Source organism: Flavobacterium haoranii (assembly GCF_009363055.1).
GTDB lineage: Bacteria > Bacteroidota > Bacteroidia > Flavobacteriales > Flavobacteriaceae > Flavobacterium > Flavobacterium haoranii.
Window position 1 is genome coordinate 1,430,169 of the sequence record NZ_CP045292.1, and the last position, 23,122, is coordinate 1,453,290.

Annotated in this window: 18 protein-coding genes and 2 pseudogenes; 14 read left to right on the forward strand and 6 right to left on the reverse strand. The window is 31.6% G+C overall.

The window, feature by feature from the left end; genetic code table 11:
• Positions 1–9: 9 nt before the first annotated feature.
• From GCU34_RS06935 to GCU34_RS06950, 4 genes are all read left to right on the forward strand, one after another.
• Positions 10–582, forward strand: a complete 573-nt coding sequence (locus GCU34_RS06935) for a cob(I)yrinic acid a,c-diamide adenosyltransferase (protein WP_072785060.1) — start codon at positions 10–12, stop codon at positions 580–582.
• 103 nt (positions 583–685) lie between these two features.
• The gene (locus GCU34_RS06940; RefSeq protein WP_002986941.1) at positions 686–907 is read left to right on the forward strand and encodes a DUF2795 domain-containing protein; all 222 of its coding nucleotides are present in this window, start codon (positions 686–688) and stop codon (positions 905–907) included.
• Between the two features lie 81 nt (positions 908–988).
• Positions 989–4,351 (forward strand): preprotein translocase subunit SecA, encoded by a 3,363-nt coding sequence (gene secA / locus GCU34_RS06945; protein ID WP_072785061.1) that lies wholly within the window; start codon positions 989–991, stop codon positions 4,349–4,351.
• A 61-nt stretch (positions 4,352–4,412) separates the two neighbouring features.
• On the forward strand, positions 4,413–4,811 hold the full coding sequence (locus GCU34_RS06950; RefSeq protein WP_072785063.1) for a hypothetical protein: 399 nt from the start codon (positions 4,413–4,415) through the stop codon (positions 4,809–4,811).
• 26 nt (positions 4,812–4,837) lie between these two features.
• On the opposite strand, the gene GCU34_RS06955 is transcribed toward GCU34_RS06950, so the two are convergent.
• The gene (locus GCU34_RS06955) at positions 4,838–5,446 is read right to left on the reverse strand and encodes a helix-turn-helix domain-containing protein (RefSeq protein ID WP_072785065.1); all 609 of its coding nucleotides are present in this window, start codon (positions 5,444–5,446) and stop codon (positions 4,838–4,840) included.
• Positions 5,447–5,568: 122 nt separating this feature from the next.
• Here GCU34_RS06955 and GCU34_RS06960 point away from each other — a divergent pair, with 122 nt between their 5' ends.
• From GCU34_RS06960 to GCU34_RS13925, 6 genes are all read left to right on the forward strand, one after another.
• Positions 5,569–5,970 (forward strand): type III secretion system chaperone family protein, encoded by a 402-nt coding sequence (locus tag GCU34_RS06960; protein WP_072785077.1) that lies wholly within the window; start codon positions 5,569–5,571, stop codon positions 5,968–5,970.
• Positions 5,971–5,982: 12 nt separating this feature from the next.
• On the forward strand, positions 5,983–6,684 hold the full coding sequence (locus tag GCU34_RS06965; protein ID WP_072785079.1) for a PspA/IM30 family protein: 702 nt from the start codon (positions 5,983–5,985) through the stop codon (positions 6,682–6,684).
• 4 nt (positions 6,685–6,688) lie between these two features.
• Positions 6,689–7,345: a hypothetical protein gene (locus GCU34_RS06970; RefSeq protein WP_072785081.1), complete on the forward strand. Its 657-nt coding sequence runs from the start codon at positions 6,689–6,691 to the stop codon at positions 7,343–7,345.
• Positions 7,346–7,375: 30 nt separating this feature from the next.
• Positions 7,376–9,388: a flotillin gene (locus GCU34_RS06975; protein ID WP_072785083.1), complete on the forward strand. Its 2,013-nt coding sequence runs from the start codon at positions 7,376–7,378 to the stop codon at positions 9,386–9,388.
• A gap of 75 nt (positions 9,389–9,463) precedes the next feature.
• Positions 9,464–11,476 carry a DNA repair ATPase gene (locus GCU34_RS13920; RefSeq protein WP_227658651.1) on the forward strand — a complete coding sequence of 671 codons (2,013 nt, stop codon included), beginning with the start codon at positions 9,464–9,466 and terminating at the stop codon, positions 11,474–11,476.
• 122 nt (positions 11,477–11,598) lie between these two features.
• Positions 11,599–14,271, forward strand: coding sequence for an ATP-binding protein (locus GCU34_RS13925; protein ID WP_227658652.1), 2,673 nt, complete (start codon positions 11,599–11,601; stop codon positions 14,269–14,271).
• A gap of 29 nt (positions 14,272–14,300) precedes the next feature.
• On the opposite strand, the gene GCU34_RS06985 is transcribed toward GCU34_RS13925, so the two are convergent.
• Both GCU34_RS06985 and GCU34_RS06990 read right to left on the reverse strand, forming a co-directional pair.
• On the reverse strand, positions 14,301–15,701 hold the full coding sequence (locus GCU34_RS06985; RefSeq protein WP_072785086.1) for an FAD-binding oxidoreductase: 1,401 nt from the start codon (positions 15,699–15,701) through the stop codon (positions 14,301–14,303).
• A 4-nt stretch (positions 15,702–15,705) separates the two neighbouring features.
• Positions 15,706–16,617: an AEC family transporter gene (locus tag GCU34_RS06990; RefSeq protein WP_072785088.1), complete on the reverse strand. Its 912-nt coding sequence runs from the start codon at positions 16,615–16,617 to the stop codon at positions 15,706–15,708.
• Positions 16,618–16,705: 88 nt separating this feature from the next.
• On the opposite strand from GCU34_RS06990, the gene meaB reads away from it, so the two are divergent.
• Positions 16,706–17,791 carry a methylmalonyl Co-A mutase-associated GTPase MeaB gene (meaB, locus tag GCU34_RS06995; RefSeq protein WP_072785090.1) on the forward strand — a complete coding sequence of 362 codons (1,086 nt, stop codon included), beginning with the start codon at positions 16,706–16,708 and terminating at the stop codon, positions 17,789–17,791.
• 66 nt (positions 17,792–17,857) lie between these two features.
• Here the strand turns inward: meaB and GCU34_RS07000 are convergent, their stop codons facing one another.
• From GCU34_RS07000 to GCU34_RS07010, 3 genes and pseudogenes are all read right to left on the reverse strand, one after another.
• On the reverse strand, positions 17,858–18,085 hold the full coding sequence (locus tag GCU34_RS07000; protein WP_072785092.1) for a hypothetical protein: 228 nt from the start codon (positions 18,083–18,085) through the stop codon (positions 17,858–17,860).
• A gap of 281 nt (positions 18,086–18,366) precedes the next feature.
• Positions 18,367–19,755 (reverse strand): MATE family efflux transporter, encoded by a 1,389-nt coding sequence (locus GCU34_RS07005; protein WP_072785093.1) that lies wholly within the window; start codon positions 19,753–19,755, stop codon positions 18,367–18,369.
• A gap of 126 nt (positions 19,756–19,881) precedes the next feature.
• A pseudogene (locus GCU34_RS07010) lies at positions 19,882–20,762 on the reverse strand (PPK2 family polyphosphate kinase).
• Between the two features lie 64 nt (positions 20,763–20,826).
• Between GCU34_RS07010 and GCU34_RS07015 the strand changes: the two are divergent.
• The 3 genes and pseudogenes from GCU34_RS07015 to GCU34_RS07025 all read left to right on the forward strand — a co-directional run bounded on the left by GCU34_RS07015 (position 20,827) and on the right by GCU34_RS07025 (position 22,982).
• Positions 20,827–21,414, forward strand: a complete 588-nt coding sequence (locus tag GCU34_RS07015; RefSeq protein ID WP_072785097.1) for a phospholipid scramblase-related protein — start codon at positions 20,827–20,829, stop codon at positions 21,412–21,414.
• 128 nt (positions 21,415–21,542) lie between these two features.
• Positions 21,543–22,075, forward strand: a pseudogene (locus GCU34_RS07020) (RNA polymerase sigma factor).
• 1 nt (position 22,076) lies between these two features.
• On the forward strand, positions 22,077–22,982 hold the full coding sequence (locus tag GCU34_RS07025; protein WP_072785101.1) for a hypothetical protein: 906 nt from the start codon (positions 22,077–22,079) through the stop codon (positions 22,980–22,982).
• The last annotated feature ends 140 nt before the right edge of the window (positions 22,983–23,122 follow it).

Consider the following 23,122-nt stretch of genomic DNA (forward strand, 5'->3'; position numbering starts at 1 on the left):
ATAAAAAAAATGAAAGTATATACTAAAACTGGAGATAAAGGAACTACTGCACTATTCGGCGGAACTCGTGTTCCTAAACATCACATTCGTATTGAAAGCTACGGAACGGTCGATGAACTAAACTCACATATCGGCTTAATTCGCGACCAAGAAATCAACTCGCTTTATAAAGCTGTTTTAATCGAAGTTCAAGACCGTCTTTTTACTGTAGGTGCCATTTTGGCTACACCACCCGAAAAAGAAGTTCTAAAAAACGGTCAACAACGACTAAATATTAATCGTATTTCAGAAAATGATATTCAATATCTTGAACAAGAAATAGATAAAATGGATGCAGAACTTCCACCCATGACCCACTTTGTACTTCCAGGAGGCCACACTACTGTGTCATATTGTCATATTGCGCGTTGTGTGTGTCGTAGAGCAGAGCGTTTAGCGGTGCATTTACATGAGATTGAACCTACAGATGAACGTGTTTTAACCTATTTAAACCGACTTTCTGACTACTTATTTGTATTGGCACGAAAGTTGTCTCATGACCTGAACGCTGAGGAAGTGAAGTGGATTCCAAGAAAAGATTAAATAGTAAACAGCAAAGACGTTCATTTACTTATTAAAAAAAGAAAAAAAAACTTGACTTTTTAAGTTAAAAATTTATTTTTGCATTAAATTAAATCGATAAAAGATGTATTGGACATTAGAATTAGCATCTTATTTAAGTGATGCACCTTGGCCAGCTACTAAAGATGAGCTTATTGATTATGCTATTCGTACTGGAGCACCTCTAGAAGTTGTAGAAAATCTGCAGTCGATTGAAGACGAAGGTGAGATCTACGAGTCAATGGAAGAAATTTGGCCAGATTATCCTACAGACGAAGATTATCTTTGGAATGAGGATGAGTATTAAAAAACTATAAAAAACACAACATTTAAAAGTCTCTTCACGAGGCTTTTTTTTGTAAATTTGCACACCATAAAAAATAGTACCATGAGTATTGTAAATTCAATATTAAAAATATTTGTAGGCGATAAATCTGAAAAAGATGTTAAGGCCATTCAACCTATTATCAAAAAGATTAAATCTTTTGAAGGTGCTTTTCAAGCATTATCTCATGATGAGTTGAGAAATAAAACTTTAGAATTTAAAGAAAAAATTAAAGATGCAAGAGCTGAAAAAGACAGTCAAATAGCTTCTTTGAAAGAAAAAGCCGAACAAACTACAGATATTGATGCTCGTGAAGACATTTATACTGAAATTGATAAATTAGAAGCAGAAGCTTATGAATTATCTGAAAAAGTATTAAATGAAATTTTACCAGAAGCTTTCGCAGTAGTAAAAGAAACAGCTCGTCGTTTTAAAGACAATACTTCTATTACTGTAAAAGCTACTCCAAAAGATTTAGAATTATCTGCTACAAAACCTTACATAACAATTGAAGGAGATCATGCAGTTTGGGCAAATTCATGGGATGCTGCTGGTAAATCTATTACTTGGGACATGATTCATTATGACGTTCAGTTAATTGGTGGTGTGGTGTTACATCAAGGTAAAATTGCCGAGATGCAAACAGGAGAAGGTAAAACCTTAGTTGCTACACTTCCTTTATACTTGAACGCATTAACTGGAAATGGTGTTCACCTTGTAACTGTTAACGATTACCTAGCAAAACGTGATAGTACTTGGAAAGCCCCTTTATTTGAATTCCACGGATTAACTGTGGATTGTATTGACAATCACCAACCTAATACTGAAGCTCGTAGAAAGGCTTACAACGCCGATATTACCTACGGAACCAACAATGAATTTGGTTTCGACTACTTACGTGATAATATGGCACATTCTCCATCAGATTTAGTACAACGCAAACACAATTATGCAATTGTCGATGAAGTTGACTCGGTTTTAATTGATGATGCTCGTACTCCTTTAATTATTTCTGGACCTGTTGTAGATGGTGATCGTCATGAGTTTACTGAATTAAAACCTAAAGTTGACAATTTGGTTAACTTACAAAGAAAATTAGCAACCGATTGTTTAACAGAAGCCAAAAAACTTTTCAAAGAAGGTAATTCTAAAGAAGCTGGTTTTTATTTATTACGTTCTTACAGAGCTTTACCAAAAAACAAAGCTTTAATTAAGTTCTTATCTGAAGAAGGCGTAAAACAATTACTTCAAAAAACAGAAAATTACTATTTACAAGATAACAAAAGAGAAATGCACAAAATTGATGAGGCATTGTATTTTGTTATTGAAGAAAAAAATAATCAAGTTGAGTTAACTGATAATGGAATCCAATTCTTATCACAAGATACAGATGCTAACTTCTTCGTTCTTCCTGATATTGGAACTGAAATCGTAAAAATTGAAAAAGCAAATCTTTCTAAAGAAGAAGAGGCCGAAAAACGTGAAGAACTTTATAAAGATTTCTCAGTAAAATCGGAGCGTATTCATACTTTGACTCAATTATTAAAAGCTTATACGTTATTCGAAAAAGATACAGAATATGTTATCATTGACAACAAAGTAATGATTGTTGATGAGCAAACTGGTCGTATCATGGATGGACGTCGTTATTCAGACGGTTTACATCAAGCGATTGAAGCTAAAGAAAATGTAAAAATTGAAGCTGCAACGCAAACTTTTGCAACTATTACGTTACAAAACTACTTCCGTATGTATAACAAACTAGGTGGTATGACTGGTACTGCTGTTACGGAAGCTGGTGAGTTTTGGGAAATTTACAAATTAGATGTTGTGGAAATTCCTACAAACCGACCAATAGCAAGAAAAGATAAAGAAGATTTAATCTATAGAACGGTTCGAGAAAAATACAATGCAGTTATTGATGATGTTGTAAAATTATCTCAATCGGGTCGTCCGGTTTTAATTGGAACAACTTCAGTTGAAATTTCAGAATTACTAAGCCGTATGCTTAAAATTAGAGGCATTAATCACAATGTGTTAAATGCTAAAATGCATAAAAGCGAAGCAGAAATTGTTGCTGAAGCTGGTAAACCTGGAGTAGTAACCATTGCAACAAATATGGCGGGTCGTGGTACCGATATTAAACTTTCTGATGAAGTTAAAAAAGCAGGAGGTTTAGCAATTGTTGGTACAGAACGTCACGATTCGCGTCGAGTAGACCGTCAGTTACGTGGTCGAGCTGGTCGTCAAGGAGATGTAGGTAGTTCACAATTCTACGTTTCATTAGAAGATAACTTAATGCGTTTATTTGGTTCTGAGCGTGTTGCAAAAATTATGGACCGTATGGGCTTAAAAGAAGGTGAAGTTATTCAACATTCAATGATGACTAAATCTATCGAAAGAGCACAGAAAAAAGTAGAAGAAAACAACTTTGGTGTTCGTAAACGTTTATTAGAATATGATGACGTTATGAATGCTCAACGTGAGGTAGTTTACAAACGTCGTCGCCATGCTTTACAAGGAGAACGTTTAAAAGTTGATTTAGCAAACATGATGTACGATACTTGTGAATTAGTAGTACAAAACAATAAATTAGCTGGTGACTTCAAAAACTATGAATTCGAATTAATTAGAATTTTCTCAATAAGTTCACCAATAACTGAAGCGGAATTCAACAAATTACAAGAGCGTGAAATTATTGGAAAAACATATAAAGCTGTTTTAGATCATTACACTGATAAAAACGGGCGTAATGCTCAAGAAGCTTTCCCAATTATTAAAAATGTTTACGAAAACAATAATGGACAATATGAACGAATTGTAGTTCCTTTTACTGATGGAATTAAATCGCTAAATGTTGTTACTAATCTTGAAAAAGCTTATCAAACTGAAGCTAAATCTTTGATAACAGATTTCGAGAAAAATGTAACTTTAGCTATTATTGATGAAGCTTGGAAAAAACATTTACGTAAAATGGACGAATTAAAACAATCGGTTCAATTAGCTGTTCACGAGCAAAAAGATCCATTGTTAATTTATAAATTCGAAGCTTTCAACTTGTTTAAAAGAATGATGGATGAAGTAAATAAAGATGTTATTTCTTTCTTATTCAAAGCCGATTTACCTTCTCAAAATCCTAATACAATTAGCGAAGCTAAAGAAGTAAAACAAAAAGAAAATTATACCGAAAGCAAAGAAGAAGTTTTAAATACTGATGAAATGGCTTCAAAAAGTCGCCAAGTTGGTCAACAAGCTTCACAAGCGCCACAACAAGTTACAGAAACAATCGTTAGAGAAACACCAAAAATTAATCGCAACGATACTGTTACTGTTAAACATGTAATGAGTGGTAAGACAGAAACTATGAAATTCAAAAAAGCAGAAGGATTAATTGCTTCTGGTGAATGGGTTTTAATAAACGAATAAAAAAATAATTTAAAATATTTTATCCTCAATTATTAAAAAATAGTTGAGGATTTTTTTTCTAATGGAAAACAACATTGTTTATACTGATTTTTTTACCAGAGTTAAAGAATCTATCTCTAATGGAACTTTTGCAAAACTTACGTTAGCTAAAACTGTTGGTAAACCAGAACTGCAAAATATTTATGTTCGCACTTTAGTTGAAGAAAACCAACTTAAATTACAACTGACTTTTAAAATCTATAAAAACGGTTTACAAGAGTTGGTAAAAATATGCGATATAGAAGAAATGGAGCAAGAATTAGTTTCTTGTATAAATAATCCTTTTCTATCTTGTTTGTTATTCACAACAGAAGCCGACATAACCATGAAACTCAATAAAAAACGTATTGCTTCTATAACTGAACAAGCACCAACATTTAAAAATGCCGATCCTATTTTATTGGAATATTTAAACAAATAAAAAAGACCTCAAATTGAGGTCTTTTTTTATTTCAACTTAGATTCAATTTTTTCCAATCTATTTAAAATTGAAGTCATTAAACTTATATTTTGATTGGTTTGAATTACACCAACAATTTTATAAACGAGTTTATTCTTTTCTATTTCTTCCGAAATCTTAACTCCGTTAGTTTTATCAAATAACAAATAAAAACAATTTACATCAACCTTATCTAGATTACTTGATAACAACAAAACATTTCCTTTACTATAAATACTTTTACCAGCCAAAACATCGTCTACTGTAAATACAAAATCAATATCTGCTAATATTTTTTGCAAATCAAAGGGTTTTACTTCATTATTTGGAGTAATTTCCTGTAAAATAGATTCATTAGAGCTTTGTCTCGAAACCAAATCTTCAATTTCATTGAAATTAGTAATCTTATTAATAGTAATTGGTTTCGAAAGCAATTCATCAGTAGTTAAGTCCAAAATTGTTGCAATTCGCAACAAAGTCTCTATCTTGGGCTCAGCCCTACCTTCTTCATAAGAACTTATTACACCTCTATTTAAATCTAAAATTTCTGCAAAAGCTTGCTGACTAAGTCCTTTTATTTGTCTTATTTTTTTTATATTGGTACCAAAATAAGTCATACCCTTTGCTAATTCTATTATACATTACAAAGATAATGAAAATATTTTTATAATTTTGCTAATATTTTTTGCAATTTAACTTTTTTATTTTATATTTGTTTTCATATTGAAACTTTATTTAGATGCAAACAGACCATTTGTTTACAAAAATCAAGGATTGGTTATTAGATTTCAATTTTGAAATCTTACACGAAAATCAACAGCACAATACTTTTGTGATAAGTAAAGAAACAGAAGGTATTAAAAACATGATTTTAGTGTTAGCACCTCAAATTTTAATTGTAGAACAATTTTTATTTCGTTGCAAAAAAAATGAAACAGAAGTTTACAAAGAACTTTTAATTAAAAACAGAGACATTGTTCACGGTGCGTTTGTACTTGATGAAAATGGAGAGAAAGTTATTTTCAGAGATACGCTACAAACTGAAAATTTAGATCAAAATGAATTAATTGCTACCATTAATTCATTGAGTTTACTGTTGAGTGAATATTCAGCAGATATGATACGTTTTAGCAAACTATAAAAATTATTGATTATGAATATTTTAAGAAGGTTATTTAGAATTGGTAAAGCAGAAGCACATGCGGTAATTGATGGTCTTGAAGATCCTATCAAAATGACTGAGCAAGGAATTCGAGAAATGAAAGAACAGCTTGAGAAAAGTGTTCATGCTATGGCGCAGGTTAAAGCATTAGCTATAAGAAGAAAAAATGAAAAGAATTCATTACTTAATAAAGCAGAAGAATATCAAAATAAAGCCGTTTTGTTAATTCAAAAAGGTTCTAAAGAAGAAATTTCTGTAGAAGAAAGTGATAGATTAGCTAAAGAAGCGCTAAAACTTAAAGAACAAGCTACTCAAGATGCAAATATTGCAGATATTGAAAGTGCAAAACTTGAAAGCGATGTAGAAAAAATGCAAGTAAATATTAATTCGCTAAAATCTTCTATCGTAAAATGGGAAGGCGAATTAAAAACGTTACGTGCTAGAGTTCAGGTTAGTCAGGCTACCCAAGATATTAATAAAAAGATGACGCAATTAGGAGCCGATAGCACTATTAGTATGCTTGAGAAAATGAAGGACAAAGTAATACAACAAGAAGCAATAGCAGATGCATATGGAGAAATTGCAAATGCTTCAAAAAGTATTGATGATGAAATTAATGCTGTTGTAGATACTACAGAAAATAAGGCAGAAGATGCTTTAAAGAAATTAAAAGAACAATTGAACATTAACTAATTATATGAGTTTTGACGAACTTTTAGAAGTTTCTTTTAACCCAGCAAATACTATTCTAAGTGTATTGTTACTCTTAAGTGTATTGTATTGGATTTTAACCATATTTACTGGAATAGGAGAATATGACATTGATTTAGACACTGATATTGATGCCGATACAAGTCTGGATAATCCAGATGGTTTAATTGAAGTAAATCAAGATCCATCTTCTTTTATACAGTTTTTGAAATTTTTGAATTTAGATATAATTCCAATTACATTTTTCTTAACCTTAGCTTTGCTTTTCACTTGGTTAATAAATGTAAATTTGAGTTTTTATTTACCATTACCAAATTGGTTTTTCTTTATTACTATTGTACCTGCTTTTATAGTGAGTGTATTCATTACAAAATATGTATGCTTACCATTAAAACCAATTTTCAAAGAAATTAATCATAAAGGAGAGATGGCTTATGATTTTCTGGGTAGAAGCGGGAAACTTTTTACCACTATTAAAGAAGACAAAATAGGTATGATCGAAATTATCATTAATAAAGACCCTATAAAACTAATGGTAAAAAGCAAAGATGGTTCTGAAATAAAACAAGGAGAAAATGCAATTATCGTAGACGAAGAACCGCAAAAAAAGTATTATTACGTCGAAAAAACATTTGAAATTTAAAACAATTATAACAACTATTTTTAATTATTTATGAATACATTCTACATTGCACTTGCTGTAATTATTATTGCAGGCTTAGGCCTAATCTTGTGGATACTTTCCATGTACAAAAAAACCGTACAAGGAATTGTAATTTTAAGAACCGGATATGGTGGAACAAAAGTTTTTTTTAACGCAGGAATAGTAATTCCAGTAATTCATAGACAAGAAAGCATGGATATTTCTGTAAAAAAATTAGAAATCTCAAGAGAAGGAAAAGACGGACTTATTTGTAAAGATAATATGCGTGCCGATATACAAGTTGCATTCTTCATTCGCGTTAATAAATCGGTAGATGATATTGTTAATGTAGCCCAAACAATCGGTTGTCAAAGAGCATCAGATATTTCAACTTTACGCGAACTATTTGAAGCTAAATTCTCTGAAGCATTAAAAACAGTAGGTAAAAAGTTCGATTTTACAGAGTTATATGAAGCCCGAAGTGAATTTAGAAATGAAATACTAAATATCATCGGAACAGACTTAAATGGTTATGTTTTAGATGATTGCGCTATTGATTATTTGGAACAAACATCGTTAAATCACTTAAATAAGGATAATATTTTAGATGCTGAAGGTATCAAAAAAATTACCGAGTTAACAGCTAACCAAAACATTAAAGCAAACCTTGTTAGACGTGATGAAGAAAAAACCATCAAAAAGCAGGATGTTGAAGCAAGAGAAGCTATTTTAGAATTGGAGAAACAATTAGCTGAAAAAGAAGAGTCGCAAAAACGTGAGATTGAAAACATCAAAGCACGTGAAAATGCTGAAATTCTTAAAGTAGCCGAAGAAGAACGTTTGAAACATGAAACGGTTCGCATCGCAACTGAAGAAAGGTTACAAATTGCAGAAGAAAACAAACAACGTCAAGTTGTAATAGCAGCTAAAAATAAGGAGCGTGCCGATTTAGTTGAAACTGAAAGAGTACAAAAGGACCGCTTACTGGAAGCAACAGAAAGAGAGCGTGTGGTTGCACTAGCTGAAATTGAAAAAGAAAAAGCAGTAGAACTAGAAAAGAAAAACATTCAAGATGTAATTCGCGAGCGTTTGGTAAAAGAAAAAACAGTAGTAGAAGAACAACAAACTATTTTCGATGTTGAAGCACTAAAAGTTGCTGAACGTGACAAACAGGTAAAAATTATTGCTGCAAACAAAGAAGCTGAAGAGCGTTTGATTGCTGAAACTAAAGCTGCTGAGGCTCGTAAATTAGCTGCTGAAAAAGATGCTCAAAAATATGTTATTGAAGCGCAAGCAAAACGCGATGCTGCAGAAAAAGAAGCAGAAGCAAGAAAAATTATAGCTGATGCACAAGCAAAAGAAGAAGCAATTGTAGGTTTATCTGAAGCACAAGTTATGCATGCTAAAGCAGAAGCACAAGAACGTCAAGGAGTAGTTGAAGCTACAATTATTGAGAAAAAAGCTGAAGCAAACAAAAAAGATGGTCTTGCACAAGCAGAAGTAATTAAAGAAAAAGCATTGGCTGAAGCCGCTGGTATTACAGAGAAAGCAGAAGCAATGAAAAAATTAAACGATGCTGGTAAAGACCACGAGGAGTTCCGTTTAAGACTTGCTAAAGAAAAAGAAGTTGAATTGGCACAAATTGCAATTCAAAAAGATATTGCAGATGCTCAAGCACATGTTTTAGCGGAAGCATTTAAAACTGCTAATATTGATATTGTGGGTGGTGATAATACTTTCTTTGATAATGTTATCAAACAAGTTACTGCTGGAAAAGGAATTGACAAATTCATTCAACACAGTGAAAATGCACAATTGCTAAAAGAAGCCCTTTTGAACAATGATGAAGAAGGAAATCTAGTAGGAAAAGTAATGCAAATTGTTGAGAAATATAAAATCTCTTCTGAAGACATTAAAAACCTAAGTATTGCTTCATTAATCTTTAAATTAAAAGATATTGCTAATAAAAACGAGCAAGGTATTTTAACTAAAGCTCTAGACATGGCAAGACACTTAGGAATCGACAATAAGCCTATCAATTAATTTGATTTATAAAAAACACCTATTGCTTAAAGCAATAGGTGTTTAAAACAATAAAACTCTCATTTACAATTTTATATGAGTAACGAAACCATACAAAATGGTACTTACGAAATTATTCAACAACGCTTAACACAACAAAAAAATGAGCTTACAAAAAGAATAGCTCTTGTTGATGAAGAACGAAAGAAAATTTTTGGAGGTATCGATTATAATCTTATCGCAAATGAAAGACTTTCAACTGAGCAAAGTTGTAAAATTCGCGATATCATTTCTATTGGTTCTATTTGTTTGGTTGGACATCAAACACATCTTGGGTTAAAAACAGAAGTTGATATTACCGATGTTTTTTCCATGTATACTTTTTCTGAAAATCGATTTGAACCTCTTGCCTTATCATGGCTAGAAGATCAAAACTTTATAGACGAATTCAAAAATCTTTATAAATATTATAGAAATACAACATTTACCAAATTTTTCATCTCTGGTAATTATCTATATTTTGTCTTCCAATTATCTTCAAGTGCAACAGATATTAAAGCATTTAAATGGCTGTTAAAAGAAGATGGAATAGTATTTATTGATGCAAGAAGTGCAGCTGAAGTTAAATTTCCGAATCAATTTGAGTTCAAATGGACAAAGGCTACTCGTGATATGCAACGCAAAGGAGAACATCCTCACGTTTCATTAGCCGACAAAGTATTTGTTGAAGCTATTGGAGGTGATATTACGATTAAAGTTGAAGACAATACCAAAACAGGTAAAGGTATTTACAGCGAAGATGTTAAACATAAAGATCAAACTTTAGACGATTCAGAAATCAATTTCTTTGATTATCAAAATCTAATCGCATTTAAAATAAAACCTTATCAAGAAGAAGAACGTTACTTCATCTATAATCACAAAGATAAAAAAGTCGCTCGTGTAGACTCTTTACAATATTCTGGTATTTTGCTTCCAGAAAATCAAGGTTTAATCTACCCTAATGGTTATGCTTTACAAACAGGTGAAATTAAAACCTTAGAAACAAATAACAAACCAATATTTTTTTATAAAAAAATTGTTGGAATAAATGGGGAAAATTTCTTGTTTATCTTTTACAATCAAGAGAGCAATGAATACATGTTAATTCCATACAACATCATCAAACAAAGTATTGAAACACCTATTCATTGTAATGGTTTCACTCTCTTTGAAGATGGAAAAATGTGCTATTTCAAAAGCAATGAAGAAACAAAACATCATTTAGTACAAATTTGGCAAACACCATTTACAAAAGATGTAGTTGTTGACAACCAAAATAAAGATAACATTATCTATAAAGTTGGTAACAAAGATTTAGTACGCTTAATGGCCGAATGTCAAGAATTACAAGTTTTTTTAAATAAAAAAGATTCTTATAACGGTTTATATGATGAAATTGTAAAGCACACTACTACTATTTTAGATAGTTATTATTTCTTAAATGAGAATGGTGTTTTTAAAATTAATGAGCCGCTTCAAGAAATTCGAAATATTGCTCATACTGCAATAAATGAATTTGAAAAAGTTCAGGAGATAAAAAAGAAAACGGCTGCGGCCTTAGAAGAAATAAAAGAAAAATTTGAGGCTAAAACAAATGAACTTAGTTATCAAAACTATACTAGTTTACAACAGTACATTGTCTCTTTGTCAGAAATTCGCTCTCTAAGATGGGAAATGATTTCTGCCAAAGATTTACAATATGTTGACGTAAAATTAATTGATGCATGGGAAGATGAATTAAGTATTTTATCTGATAGATTAGCAAACGATTGTGTCATTTTCTTATTAGCACCTGAAGCATTAGCGCCCTATCAACAGATAATTGATTCAGTTTCTTCTGAAATAAGCACACTTTTAAAAACAATTCAAGCAAAAGAGATTGAAAAAAGCTTAGATGAATTAGCAATTCAATTAGAACTACTAGTAGATATCGTAAACAATTTAAAAATTGAAGATGCATCGCATTCTACTCAAATTATTGAAAATATTTCTGTATTATTTTCTTTAATTAATCAAGAGCGTATTGTATTAAACAATAAAAAAGAGAGCTTTCTGGCAAAGAATTAGCAGCCGATTTTAAAGCACAAATTACTTTATTTGATCAAACAGCTATAAATTTCTTTGAACTTGCTAACACACCAGATAAATGCCAAGATTTCTTGAATAAACTAGCCATTCAGCTAGAAGAAATGGAAGCAAAATTTGTCGATTTTGATGAGTTTATCCAAATAATTAGCGAAAAGCGAGAAGAAGTTTACCAACAATTTCAAACAAAAGGCGTTCAGTTAACAGAAGCTCGAAATAAAAGAACAACCAATTTATTTCAATCAGCAGAACGCATTTTAAAAGGTTTAGCCAACAAAGTAGCATCTTTTACAACGGAAATTGAAATCAACGGTTATTACGCTTCTGATTTAATGATTGAAAAAGTTCGAGATATTGCTGAACAATTAAAAGAATTAAATGACGCCAACAAATCGGAAGAGCTCTTAACCCAGTTAAAAACAAGTCAACAAGAAGCCATAAGAAAGCTTAAAGATCGTAACGAAATTTATGAAGATGGCGAAAATATTATAGCATTAGGAAACTACAAATTTGCGGTTAACAAGCAAAAACTCGACTTGACTTTGGTTTTAAAAAACAATAATTATTACTACCATTTAACAGGTACCAATTTTTACGAACCAATTGAATATACTGAAATAGAAAAATTCAAAGACGTTTGGAATCAGGAGTTTATCACAGAAAATCACAAGGTTAAAAAAATTGAATACATTGCTTGGGACGTGTTTTTAAAAAATCCATTGTTGAACACAGAAAAAACAAATAAAACTGCTATTGAGGAGTTTTTTGCCGATCATTTTGGTGAAGGATTAGTCAAAGGGGTTCACGATGAGGATTCTTTAAAACTACTTACCAAATTACAGCAACTAAACAATCAGCTTGGTTTGCTACGCTTCTCACCTTCCGAAAGAGCTTTAGCGCAATTGTTTTGGTTCTTTTTAGAAGAAAATGAAAAATCGTATTACGAAAAACAATTTCAAGCCATCGAATTGTTGCGTGAAACATTTAAAAACACAGAGCAGTTTCGTTTTATAAATAAACACTTAGCTGAAAAAATTGAGGAATTTAAGTCGCATTTTGACCATTTTCATACTATTTCTTCACTAAAAGCTGCTTCTTATTTAAAACATGAAAATCGAGAAGCATTTAAAATTAATGAACAAAGTGCACAATTGCTTTCAAACTTTACCAAAAATTTAAAAGAAAAAGGAAAAGATTTAGTCTTTATACAAAAAATTGAGGCGTTATATCCGTTTCCTTCTGCTTGTTTTGACATTGTTTTCAATGCTGTAAAAACATTTTCAATTGAGAATAATGTTGATGTAACAAATGGTATTTTAGATGAAACGGCTGTTTTCTTATTGGTAAATAATTTAAAGTCAACCCAAATTGTAAAAACCAGTACAACTGAAACCATTGAAGGCTTAAAAACCTTACCAAAAGAAGAAATTTACACCTTAAATTATCATGATTTTACTGAAAAATTAGAGTTTTATTTTGAAAACAATAAACCTAAATTTTCTGAATTTCAAGGATTAAAGAAAGATTGGATTACTTCAAAAAGAAAACAATTCAAACTGGATACCTTCAATACCCAAGTTTTAACTTCATTTATAAGAAATAAACTGATAAATGAAGTTTATTTCCCTTTAATTGGTGCTAATTTAGCGAAACAAATTGGAGCAACTGGAGAAACAAAAAGAACAGACCGAATGGGAATGTTGCTATTGGTTTCACCTCCTGGATATGGTAAAACGACCTTAATGGAATACTTGGCCGATAGAATGGGATTGGTTTTTATGAAAATCAACGGACCTTCTTTAGGTCATGAAATTACCTCAACAGATCCAAGTGAAGCAAAAAATGCGGGTGCTAAACAAGAATTGCAAAAGTTAAACCTTGCCTTTGAAATGGGCGACAATGTCATGCTATATTTAGACGATATTCAACATTGTAATCCAGAATTTTTACAAAAATTCATTTCTTTAGCTGATGGTCAACGAAAAATTGAAGGTATTTACAATGGCGAAGCTAAAACCTATGATTTACGTTCAAAACGTTTTTGCTTGGTTATGGCAGGAAACCCTTATACCGAAAGTGGAGAAAAATTTCAAATACCAGATATGTTAGCCAACCGAGCTGACACTTACAATTTAGGAGAAATTTCTGGCGTAAATTCAGAGTTGTTTGATTTGAGTTTAATTGAGAACTCAATACTTTCAAATCCTTTCATGACAAGACTTACACAACCGAGTCTTAACAACTTATATGAACTGTATGAAGGCATTAAAAACAACAATTTAAATATTTCCTTGGAAGGCAACTTTACCAGTCAAGAAATTGATGATTTTAGAAATGTTTTAACCAAAATTATTCAAGTTCGAAATACGGTTATTAAAGTTAACGAAACCTATATTCAATCGGCAGCAATGGCAGATGAATACCGTAATGAACCCATTTTTAAATTACAAGGTTCCTATCGTGACATGAATAAATTAGTAGCTAAGATTGAACCAATTCATTCCGAAAAAGAAGTTGAAGCTATTGTACTTTCACATTACAAAAACGAATCGCAAACCCTGACAACTGGAGCTGAAGCTAATCTTTTGAAATTAAAAGAGATTATGTCTATTTTATCGGAAAAAGAAATGGAAAGATGGAATGAAATCAAAATCATTTTTAAGAAAAACAACCGATTAAAAGGTTTTGGAAGTAATGACAAAATGAATCAAGTTGTAGCACTTTTAGAAGATTTCTCAGAAGGATTACAAGGCATTAAGAATGCTTTAAACAAATAAAAAAAGACCTCAAATTGAGGTCTTTTTTGTTATAAATTATCTGGTAAAATTTTACCCGGATTTAAAATTCCTTTTGGATCGAAGAGCTTTTTGATTCCTTTCATTAAATGTAACTCAACATCAGAAAAAACTATAGGTAAATAGTTCTTTTGCACATATCCAATTCCGTGTTCACCCGATATAGTTCCTTTTAAAGATTTAGTTAATTCGAAAATTTCAACAATTCCTTTAGGAACTTCAGTTTGCCAAGCTTCATCTGTCATTTCTTGTTTTACAATGTTTACATGTAAATTTCCATCGCCAGCATGACCATAACAAACCGAATGAAAACCATATTTTTTACCAATTTCTTTTATTCCTTTCAATAAAGTAGGTAATTCATATCGTGGTACAACAGTATCTTCTTCTTTATAAACCGAATTTGATTTAACCGCCTCTCCTACTGCTCTACGCAATTTCCAAAGTGCATTTTTTTGATCAGTTGAATCAGCAAATAAAACCTCATCAATTTCATAATTTTCTACAACTTCTAAAATTTTCTCAGCTTCTTGCATTAAAACTTCAGGATAATTACCATCTACTTCAATTAGCAAATGGGCTTCAATTCCATCATTTATTGCTACACTTACACCATCCACATATTGCATGGTCCAATCGATAGCATCGCGTTCCATAAACTCTAAAGCACTTGGCACAATTCCTGCTCTAAAAATAGCCGATACAGCCTCACAAGCTTGTTCCGCTTTATAAAAAGGTACCAACATTAAAACGTTATGCTGATTAACAGGCAATAATTTCAATACTATTTTGGTTACAATTCCTAGTGTGCCTTCACTTCCCACCATTAATTGGGTTAAATTATATCCAGTCGAATTTTTAAGCGTATTAGCACCAGTCCAAATGATTTCTCCATTGGGTAAAACCACTTCTAAATTCAGTACATAATCTTTTGTTACACCATATTTTACAGCACGAGCTCCACCTGAATTTTCGGCAATATTTCCACCAATAAAACAGCTTCCCATACTACTTGGATCAACTGGATAAAACAAACCTTGCTCGGCTAAAGAATCTTTTAGAACTTGCGTTATTACACCCGGTTCGGTTGTAACTTGACAATTTTTTTCGTCAATTTCTAAAATCTTATTGAAACGTTCCATAGAAAGTCCAATTCCACCATGAATACTCAACGCTCCTCCACTTAAACCTGTTCGACCACCAATTGGCACAACAGGAATTTCATTTTGAAAAGCAATTTTCATGATTTCAGAAACTTCTATTGTATTAGCTGGTTTTACCACAACATTAGGTGGAAAATTATAATCTTCGGTTTCGTCATGACCATAGTTCTGACGTGTTTCTATATCAGTGAAAATAAAATTTTCGCCTACAATTTGAGTGAATTCATTTATTTGTTGACTTGTAATCATCTTATTAAAATTGAAATAATATAAAATACCATAAAGCTAAAGTAAGGAAAGATAACGGAATACCTACTCCAACCATCATATTACTTAGCTTCGGTTTTAATCCGTAATTTGTTGCAATAATTGCTCCCGTAATCATTGGTGCCATAGCCGCTTCAATTATTGAAACATCTATTGGCAAGCCTTCGGCTTTCAGAATTATTTTATAAAATAAAAGGAAGAATAATGGTGTTATTACCAACTTAAATAATAAGCCTAATCCTAAAAAAGGCCAATGCATACTTCTTCTTTCAAACTTTAATTGTAAACCAACTGCAACCAAAGCTATTGGTGAAACTGTTGCTCCTACTCTTTCAAAAGCACTTTGTAATGGAAGTGGAAAATCAATTGCAAATATGTTTAAAGCTAATGCTAAAAAGAAAGCTATAAAAGGCGGAAATTTCACTATTTTTTTTAGTAATGTTCGAGCACTTGGAGTTTCTTTCGAATACATTGTAGCTACTAAAATTCCAAGTGTTGCCATAACCACAAATGAACCTGGTTGATCGACAATAATTGCTGTTTCTATTCCTTTTTTACCAAATAAAGCTTCAATTACAGGAAAGCCCACGAAAGAAGTATTTCCTAATCCTGCTACTACAATTAAACATCCTGTTAGTTTTTTTGACCAAGCAAAGATTTTTCCTAAACTATAGAAAAAGAGAAATGAAAGTCCGAAACCTATCCAAGGCACTCCTAAAGGAAATAATAAGGTGCTATTTATTTCAATTTTTGGAATATAAAACAATGCCATTGCTGGAATGGAAACGTATATAACAAACTGATTTAAAACCTGATGCGAATTTTTAGGAAAATTTGGAATTCTTTGGAACAAAACGCCCAACAGCAAACATCCAAAAAGTAATATGATATTATCCATAATTTGTATTGAATTACAAATGTAGCTAATGATTTCTTTTAATCTGATTTCTTGCTAAATTTTGTATTTTTACCAAAACGTTTTCCTTTTGAAAGAACCAAATAAAAAATCGGCACTTGCTGAAATTCATGGCGTAAATCAACCTGATGCTGTTAATCAATCGGTTGCAAACGCTGTGCAGAAATTTCGCAGAAAACAACCTTCAGCGCAAGAATTATTAGATGCTATTTTAAAAGGAGATAAAATTGCGTTAAGTCGTGCGATTACTTTAATCGAAAGTACAAATCCTGAACATTTAGAAAAAGCGAACGAAGTAATTCAAGGTTGCTTGCCACATGCTAATAAATCGGTTCGTATAGGAATTACTGGTGTTCCTGGTGTGGGAAAAAGTACGTTTATCGAAACTTTTGGAAAATATTTGACTTCCATTGGAAAAAAAGTAGCGGTTTTAGCGGTTGACCCAAGTTCGTCTATTAGTCACGGAAGTATTTTAGGTGATAAAACGAGAATGGAAGAATTGGTAAAAGATGAAAACGCTTACATTCGTCCGAGTGCTTCTGGAGATAGTTTAGGTGGCGTAGCTCGAAAAACGCGTGAAACTATTATGCTTTGCGAAGCTTGTGGTTTTGATACGATTATAATTGAAACCGTTGGTGTTGGACAAAGTGAAACGGCAGTTCATAGTATGGTCGATTTCTTTTTGTTATTAAAAATTGCTGGCGCTGGTGATGAATTACAGGGAATAAAACGCGGTATTATGGAAATGGCCGACACGATTGTAATTAATAAAGCCGATGGCGATAATATTGCGAAAGCCAAACTAGCCAAGACCGAATTTAACCGCGCGTTACATTTATTTCCAGCAAAAAATAGCGGTTGGATTCCGAAAGTGACGACTTGTAGTGCTTTTGAAAAAACTGGAATTGATAAAGTTTGGGAAATAATTGCCGAATATTTTGAACTAACAAAAGAAAACAATTACTTCGAACAAAAACGCAAAGAACAAAACCAATATTGGATGTTAGAAACGATTAACGAACAATTGAAAAATCGTTTTTACAATCATCCTGAAATTATTGAACTAATGGAACAAAATAAAAAAGCGGTACAAAATAACGAGTTATCGCCTTTTGCTGCTGCTCAAATATTGTTGGAAAGGTATTTTAAAGTTTAGTCTCAGTCGAAGTTTTCAGTCGCAGAAATAAAACTGAACACTGAGACTGCGACTGTAATCTGAACACTATTCCTCGTAACGTTCCATTTCTCTGTCGTAGAATTCTCCTGCTAATGTAATTAAATGTTCCATTTCACTTTCTAATTCTTTTTCGTCTTCTCCTTCTACGTCTTCTAAAATTTCCACTTCATCGTCTTTTAAATTAATAATGAATTGAGGAAAATCTAAATGAATAATAAAAATATCATCTGGATAATCTGAATTATCTGCTAATACAAATTTTGGTAAGTTCATTTTCTTTAATTATGAATTAAAATATAAATATAATTGTTTTATCTCATTATTGGTAATTGATTTCTCTCTTATTCATTTTCTTTGCTTGTCCAAAGAAAACGAATCAAAAGAAAGGACACTTTTACGAGGAATTTTTAATCTATGATTAAAACCGTTTGAAAAACTCTGCGTCACTTTGTTCCTGATTTCAGAGCTTTTTCAAACTATTCTTACGTAAAAGACTTGCAAAGCTAACGCTTTGCTTAAAAACTTATTTCAAAACGTAATTTTCCTTTTACCTTTTACCCTTCGCCATTAACCTTGTTCAAAATCAACTTCTTCGTTTCGTTGTTAAATCGGATAAATAAAAATAACGCAGCGGCTGTTAAACCTGCTAATAATCCAATCCAAATTCCTGTTGCGCCTAAATTAGTGTAAACTCCTAAGTAAATTGAAATTGGAAAACCAATTACCCAATAAGCTACAAAAGTAATATACATAGGCACTTTTACATCTTGTAAGCCGCGTAAAGCGCCTAAAACTACAACTTGTAAACCATCGGAAATTTGAAAAATTGCAGCCACTAATAATAATTGTGCCGCAATAGTTACTACTTCTAAGTTTTCGGTATAATTGGCTAAATCTTTTAAATCGACAAAGATGGTTGGTAGTTGTTCGTGAAATAAAAAGAAAATTAAAGCAAAAGCAATTTCTAATATAGTCGCCAATAAAAATATTGAAAACGCTACTAAACGTAGTTTATGAAAATCTCCTAATCCTTTTTGGTTTCCCACACGAATCATCGCCGCAACGCTTAATCCCATTGCAAACATAAACGTAAACGAAGCCAAACTTAATGCTACTTGATTTGCTGCTTGACTGGTAGTTCCTAATCGCCCTGAAAGCCAAATAGCTCCTGTAAACAAAGCCACTTCAAAAAACATTTGCATTGCAGAAGGCGTTCCTAATTTGATGATTTTTAAATTGACTTCACGCTTAATTTCTTGTAACGAAAATCCTTTAAAAAACGGATGAAACTTTTCGCGTTTGTTCATCATGTAATGCATATAACCTAACATTACAAAACGTGAAGCTATAGTTCCAATGGCAGCACCAACAATTCCTAATTCAGGAAAAATCCAAATTCCGTAAATGAATAAATAGTTGAGAATAACATTGGTAATATTTCCTAAGATGGTTGCCCACATAGAATATTTCGTTTCACTCATTCCATCTGCAAATTGCTTATAAGCCTGAAACATTATCAACGGAATCAGTGAAAAAGCAACAATATCTAAATACGGCTTAGCCAAAGTTACTACATGTTCGGGTTGCCCCATGAACGAAATTAAAGGTTTTGAAAAATAGATAATTCCGAATAAAATTACTCCTAAAATGGTACACAAATACAAACCATGATGAAAAGCACTTCTTCCTTCCTCAATATTTTTCTTTCCATCCGCTTCGGCAACTAAGGGTGTAATTGCAGTTGAAAAACCAATTCCTAAAGACATTGCAATAAATACAAAACTATTTCCTAGAGAAACTGCAGCTAATTCTGCTGGTCCTAATTTCCCAACCATAACATTATCTACAATACTAACAATAGTATGTCCTAACATTCCGGTAATAATGGGCAATGCTAAACGAATATTATATGAGAACTCCTTAGTATATTGTGATAAATTCATGCTTTTCTAAAATCGGTTGCAAAGGTAGTTTTTTAGGGATTAGTAATTAGTAATAAGGGATTAGTTTTTTTTATAAAATTTATCTTATCCCTTTTTTCTTATCCCTTTTCACTCTTATAGGACACTTTAATTTTCAGAAGACAATTTATCGTGATAAAACTTGATGTTTTCTTTAATTTCTTCGTCTAATTCAGGTTCTTTAATATCAGTATATTTTTGAAGTTCTTCTAAAATGGTTTTGGCTACCAAATAACGACAAGTTTCTTTGTTATCGGCCGGAATTACATACCAAGGTGCATGTTCTTTAGATGTTCTATTTATGGCGTCTTCATAACAAGTTTGGTAATCATCCCAAAGTTCACGTTCTTTTAAATCGGATGGAGAAAATTTCCAATTATGCTTTTCTTCTTCTAATCGTCTTAATAAACGTTGGCGTTGTTCTTCTTTGCTCAAATGCAAATAGAATTTTAAAACAATAATTCCGTTTGAAGCAATATGTTTTTCAAAATTATTAATGCTCTCAAAACGATTGTTCCAAAAATCATCATTAACATCTTCTACCGAATGAATACCCGGAATTCTTTCGTTCAAAATATATTCGGGATGCACACGAGTAATTAAAACATTTTCATAATGCGTTCTATTAAAAACCGAAAACTTTCCTTTTTCAGGCAAAGCCAAATAATGGCGCCATAAATAATCGTGTTCCAATTCTGTAGAATTTGGTGTTTTAAAACTATGTACCACTACGCCGCGCGCATTAAATTCTTTAAAAACTTCACGAATTAAACTGTCTTTTCCAGCCGTGTCCATTCCTTGTAAACAAATTAATACGCCATATTTGTTATGAGCATACATTTTATCTTGAAGTTTACTTAATTTTTCACGAATCTTTTGAAGCTCTTTTTCTTTCTTTTTTCTGATGTATTAACATTTATATGAGTGGGTCTATTTTTTAATTTTAGGGGCGAACTTACTTTTAAAGAATTAATTTCGATGTTTTTCATGGCTTTAATTTAATTTGAAAGAAATAAGTATATTTTTGCTATGAATTAAAATTAATCAATTTCTATGAATTCTATTCTTAACAAGAATCTATTTTTAGTTAAAGAACATATTGGAATGTTCAAAGCTGCTAATAATTTTGATGTTTTAAATCCAGAAAATGGAACTTTAATGATGACTTGTAGAGAGCCAAATCTTGGTTTTTTTACAAAACTTTTTCGTTTTTCAGATTATAAAAGAATGACACCTTTTCATATTGTTATTTCTGATAATCAAAACAAAAAAATAATTTCAATTAAAAGAGGTACAACTTTTTTTCGTTCAGATGTTGAAGTATATGACGAAAACGAAAAACTTATTGGTCTTTTTAAACAAAAGTTTTTTTTCCTTGGTGGAAGGTTTGAAATCTTTGATCCTCAAGGAAAATCGTTAGCAACACTACAAGGAAAGTGGACTGGTTGGGAATTTAAATTTTTAAAAGACAATAACGAAATTGCATTGGTTTCAAAAAAATGGGCAGGGCTTGGAAAAGAATTTTTTACTAGTGCCGACAATTATGTGTTAAAAATTAATGAGGTTGTTCCAGAAGATGATCCTGTAAGAGCTTTAATTTTGGCAGCAGTGATGTGCATCGACATGGTTTTTAAAGAATAATCCAACAAAACTTAACTAAAATCCTCAATTTAAAATTGGGGATTTTTTTATTTATCTTTAAAATATTTTAAGATTGTCCCAACCTTTTTAGTTTTATTTCCCTCTTTATAAGAAAGCAAGTATTTCAAATGGATAAAAAGTTAATACAAGCCTGCAAAAAACAACAACGGGATGCACAAAGAAAAGTGTATGAACTTTTAGCACCCAAACTTTACTTTTTATGTAAGCGCTACTTAAAAAAGAAGAAGAAATAGAAGAAGTATTGGCCGACTCATTTTATATCATCTTTACAAAAATTGATCAATTAAAAGAAGAAGCTGCCTTTGAAGGTTGGGCAAAAAGAATTACAACTAACGAATGTTTACACCAAATAAAGAAAAATATCAACTTTAACTTGTATTTAGATGATGTAAAATTTTCGAACCAACCTATTGCAGATGAACTCACAGAATTAGAAGAAGAAGATTTATTAAAACTTGTACAATATTTACCCGAAGGTTGTAAAACTATTTTTAATCTATTTGTAATAGAAGGCTATAGCCATAAAGAAATATCAAATCAGTTAAATATTTCTGAAGGAACTTCAAAGTCCCAACTCAACGTGGCAAAAAGTAAATTAAAAGAATTGGTGAATACCTACTATTTTCAAAAAGCGAAATAAAATGAATACCGAAGATAAATTATATACTAAAATAAAAAACGCTTCCAAAAAAGGTGAAACTCCCGATTTTCCTGGAATGGAAAACGTTTGGAACAGAGTCGAAAATAAACTCGATGCTCATGTTCTTAAAAAAGAAAATACAAAATGGAAGCAATATACAGTTGCGGCATCGATTGTTGTTGTAGGAACAATTTTGTACACTTTTTGGTTTTCAAACGATAAAAATACTCTTGAAACTATTAAAAATGAAGAAATTATTACCGAAATCAAAGAAGTAATACCTACAAATCAAAATGAAGGAATTGTCGCTACAGATTCGTTTGAAAGTTCTCCATTACTGAAACCAAATGCAGATGAAATATTAGAATCGGCAATTGTAAACTCTAATACTGTAGTTATGGAAGAAAAAATTGAAAAACTAAACATAAAGCCTCAACTTTCCGAAACAACTTTATCTCCGGCAGAAATTAAAGCTGATAAAATTAAAGCAAACGCTGATAAATTTGCTAGTATGAAGAAAGAATCGGTTGTAATGAGTAGTAAAGGAGTTCGAAACGTTCAATACGATGATGCTGAAACAACTGAAGAAGTACAACATAAAAAACTTCCGCCGCTAGTTGTTGTAAACGGAGAAGCTTCAGATATGGAAACCCTAAAAGAACTAAATGCTAAAGAATTAGATTCGGTTGTTACACTTGTTAATCCAATTTATATCATAAACGGAAAACAATTTACCGAACAAGAACTTTTTGGTCCAAATCCAACAAGTGAATATGCTCCGTTAACTGAACAAAACATAACATCAACAACCATTCTTGAAGAAGAAGACGCTGTTAAAAAATTTGGAGCAAAAGGAAAACAAGGAGTTATTATTATTACTACTAAAAACGGAAAACCCAAGAAATAGTTTCAAGTCGCAGTCGCAGTCAAGTCGTCAGTTCGAGTGTTTTGATTCGATTCTCGATACTTTCGCTTTGCGAAAACTCGAATTGACGAATCAAAATTTATCGAGAACAAAAATCAACGTTTCATTTAAAAATTTTATAT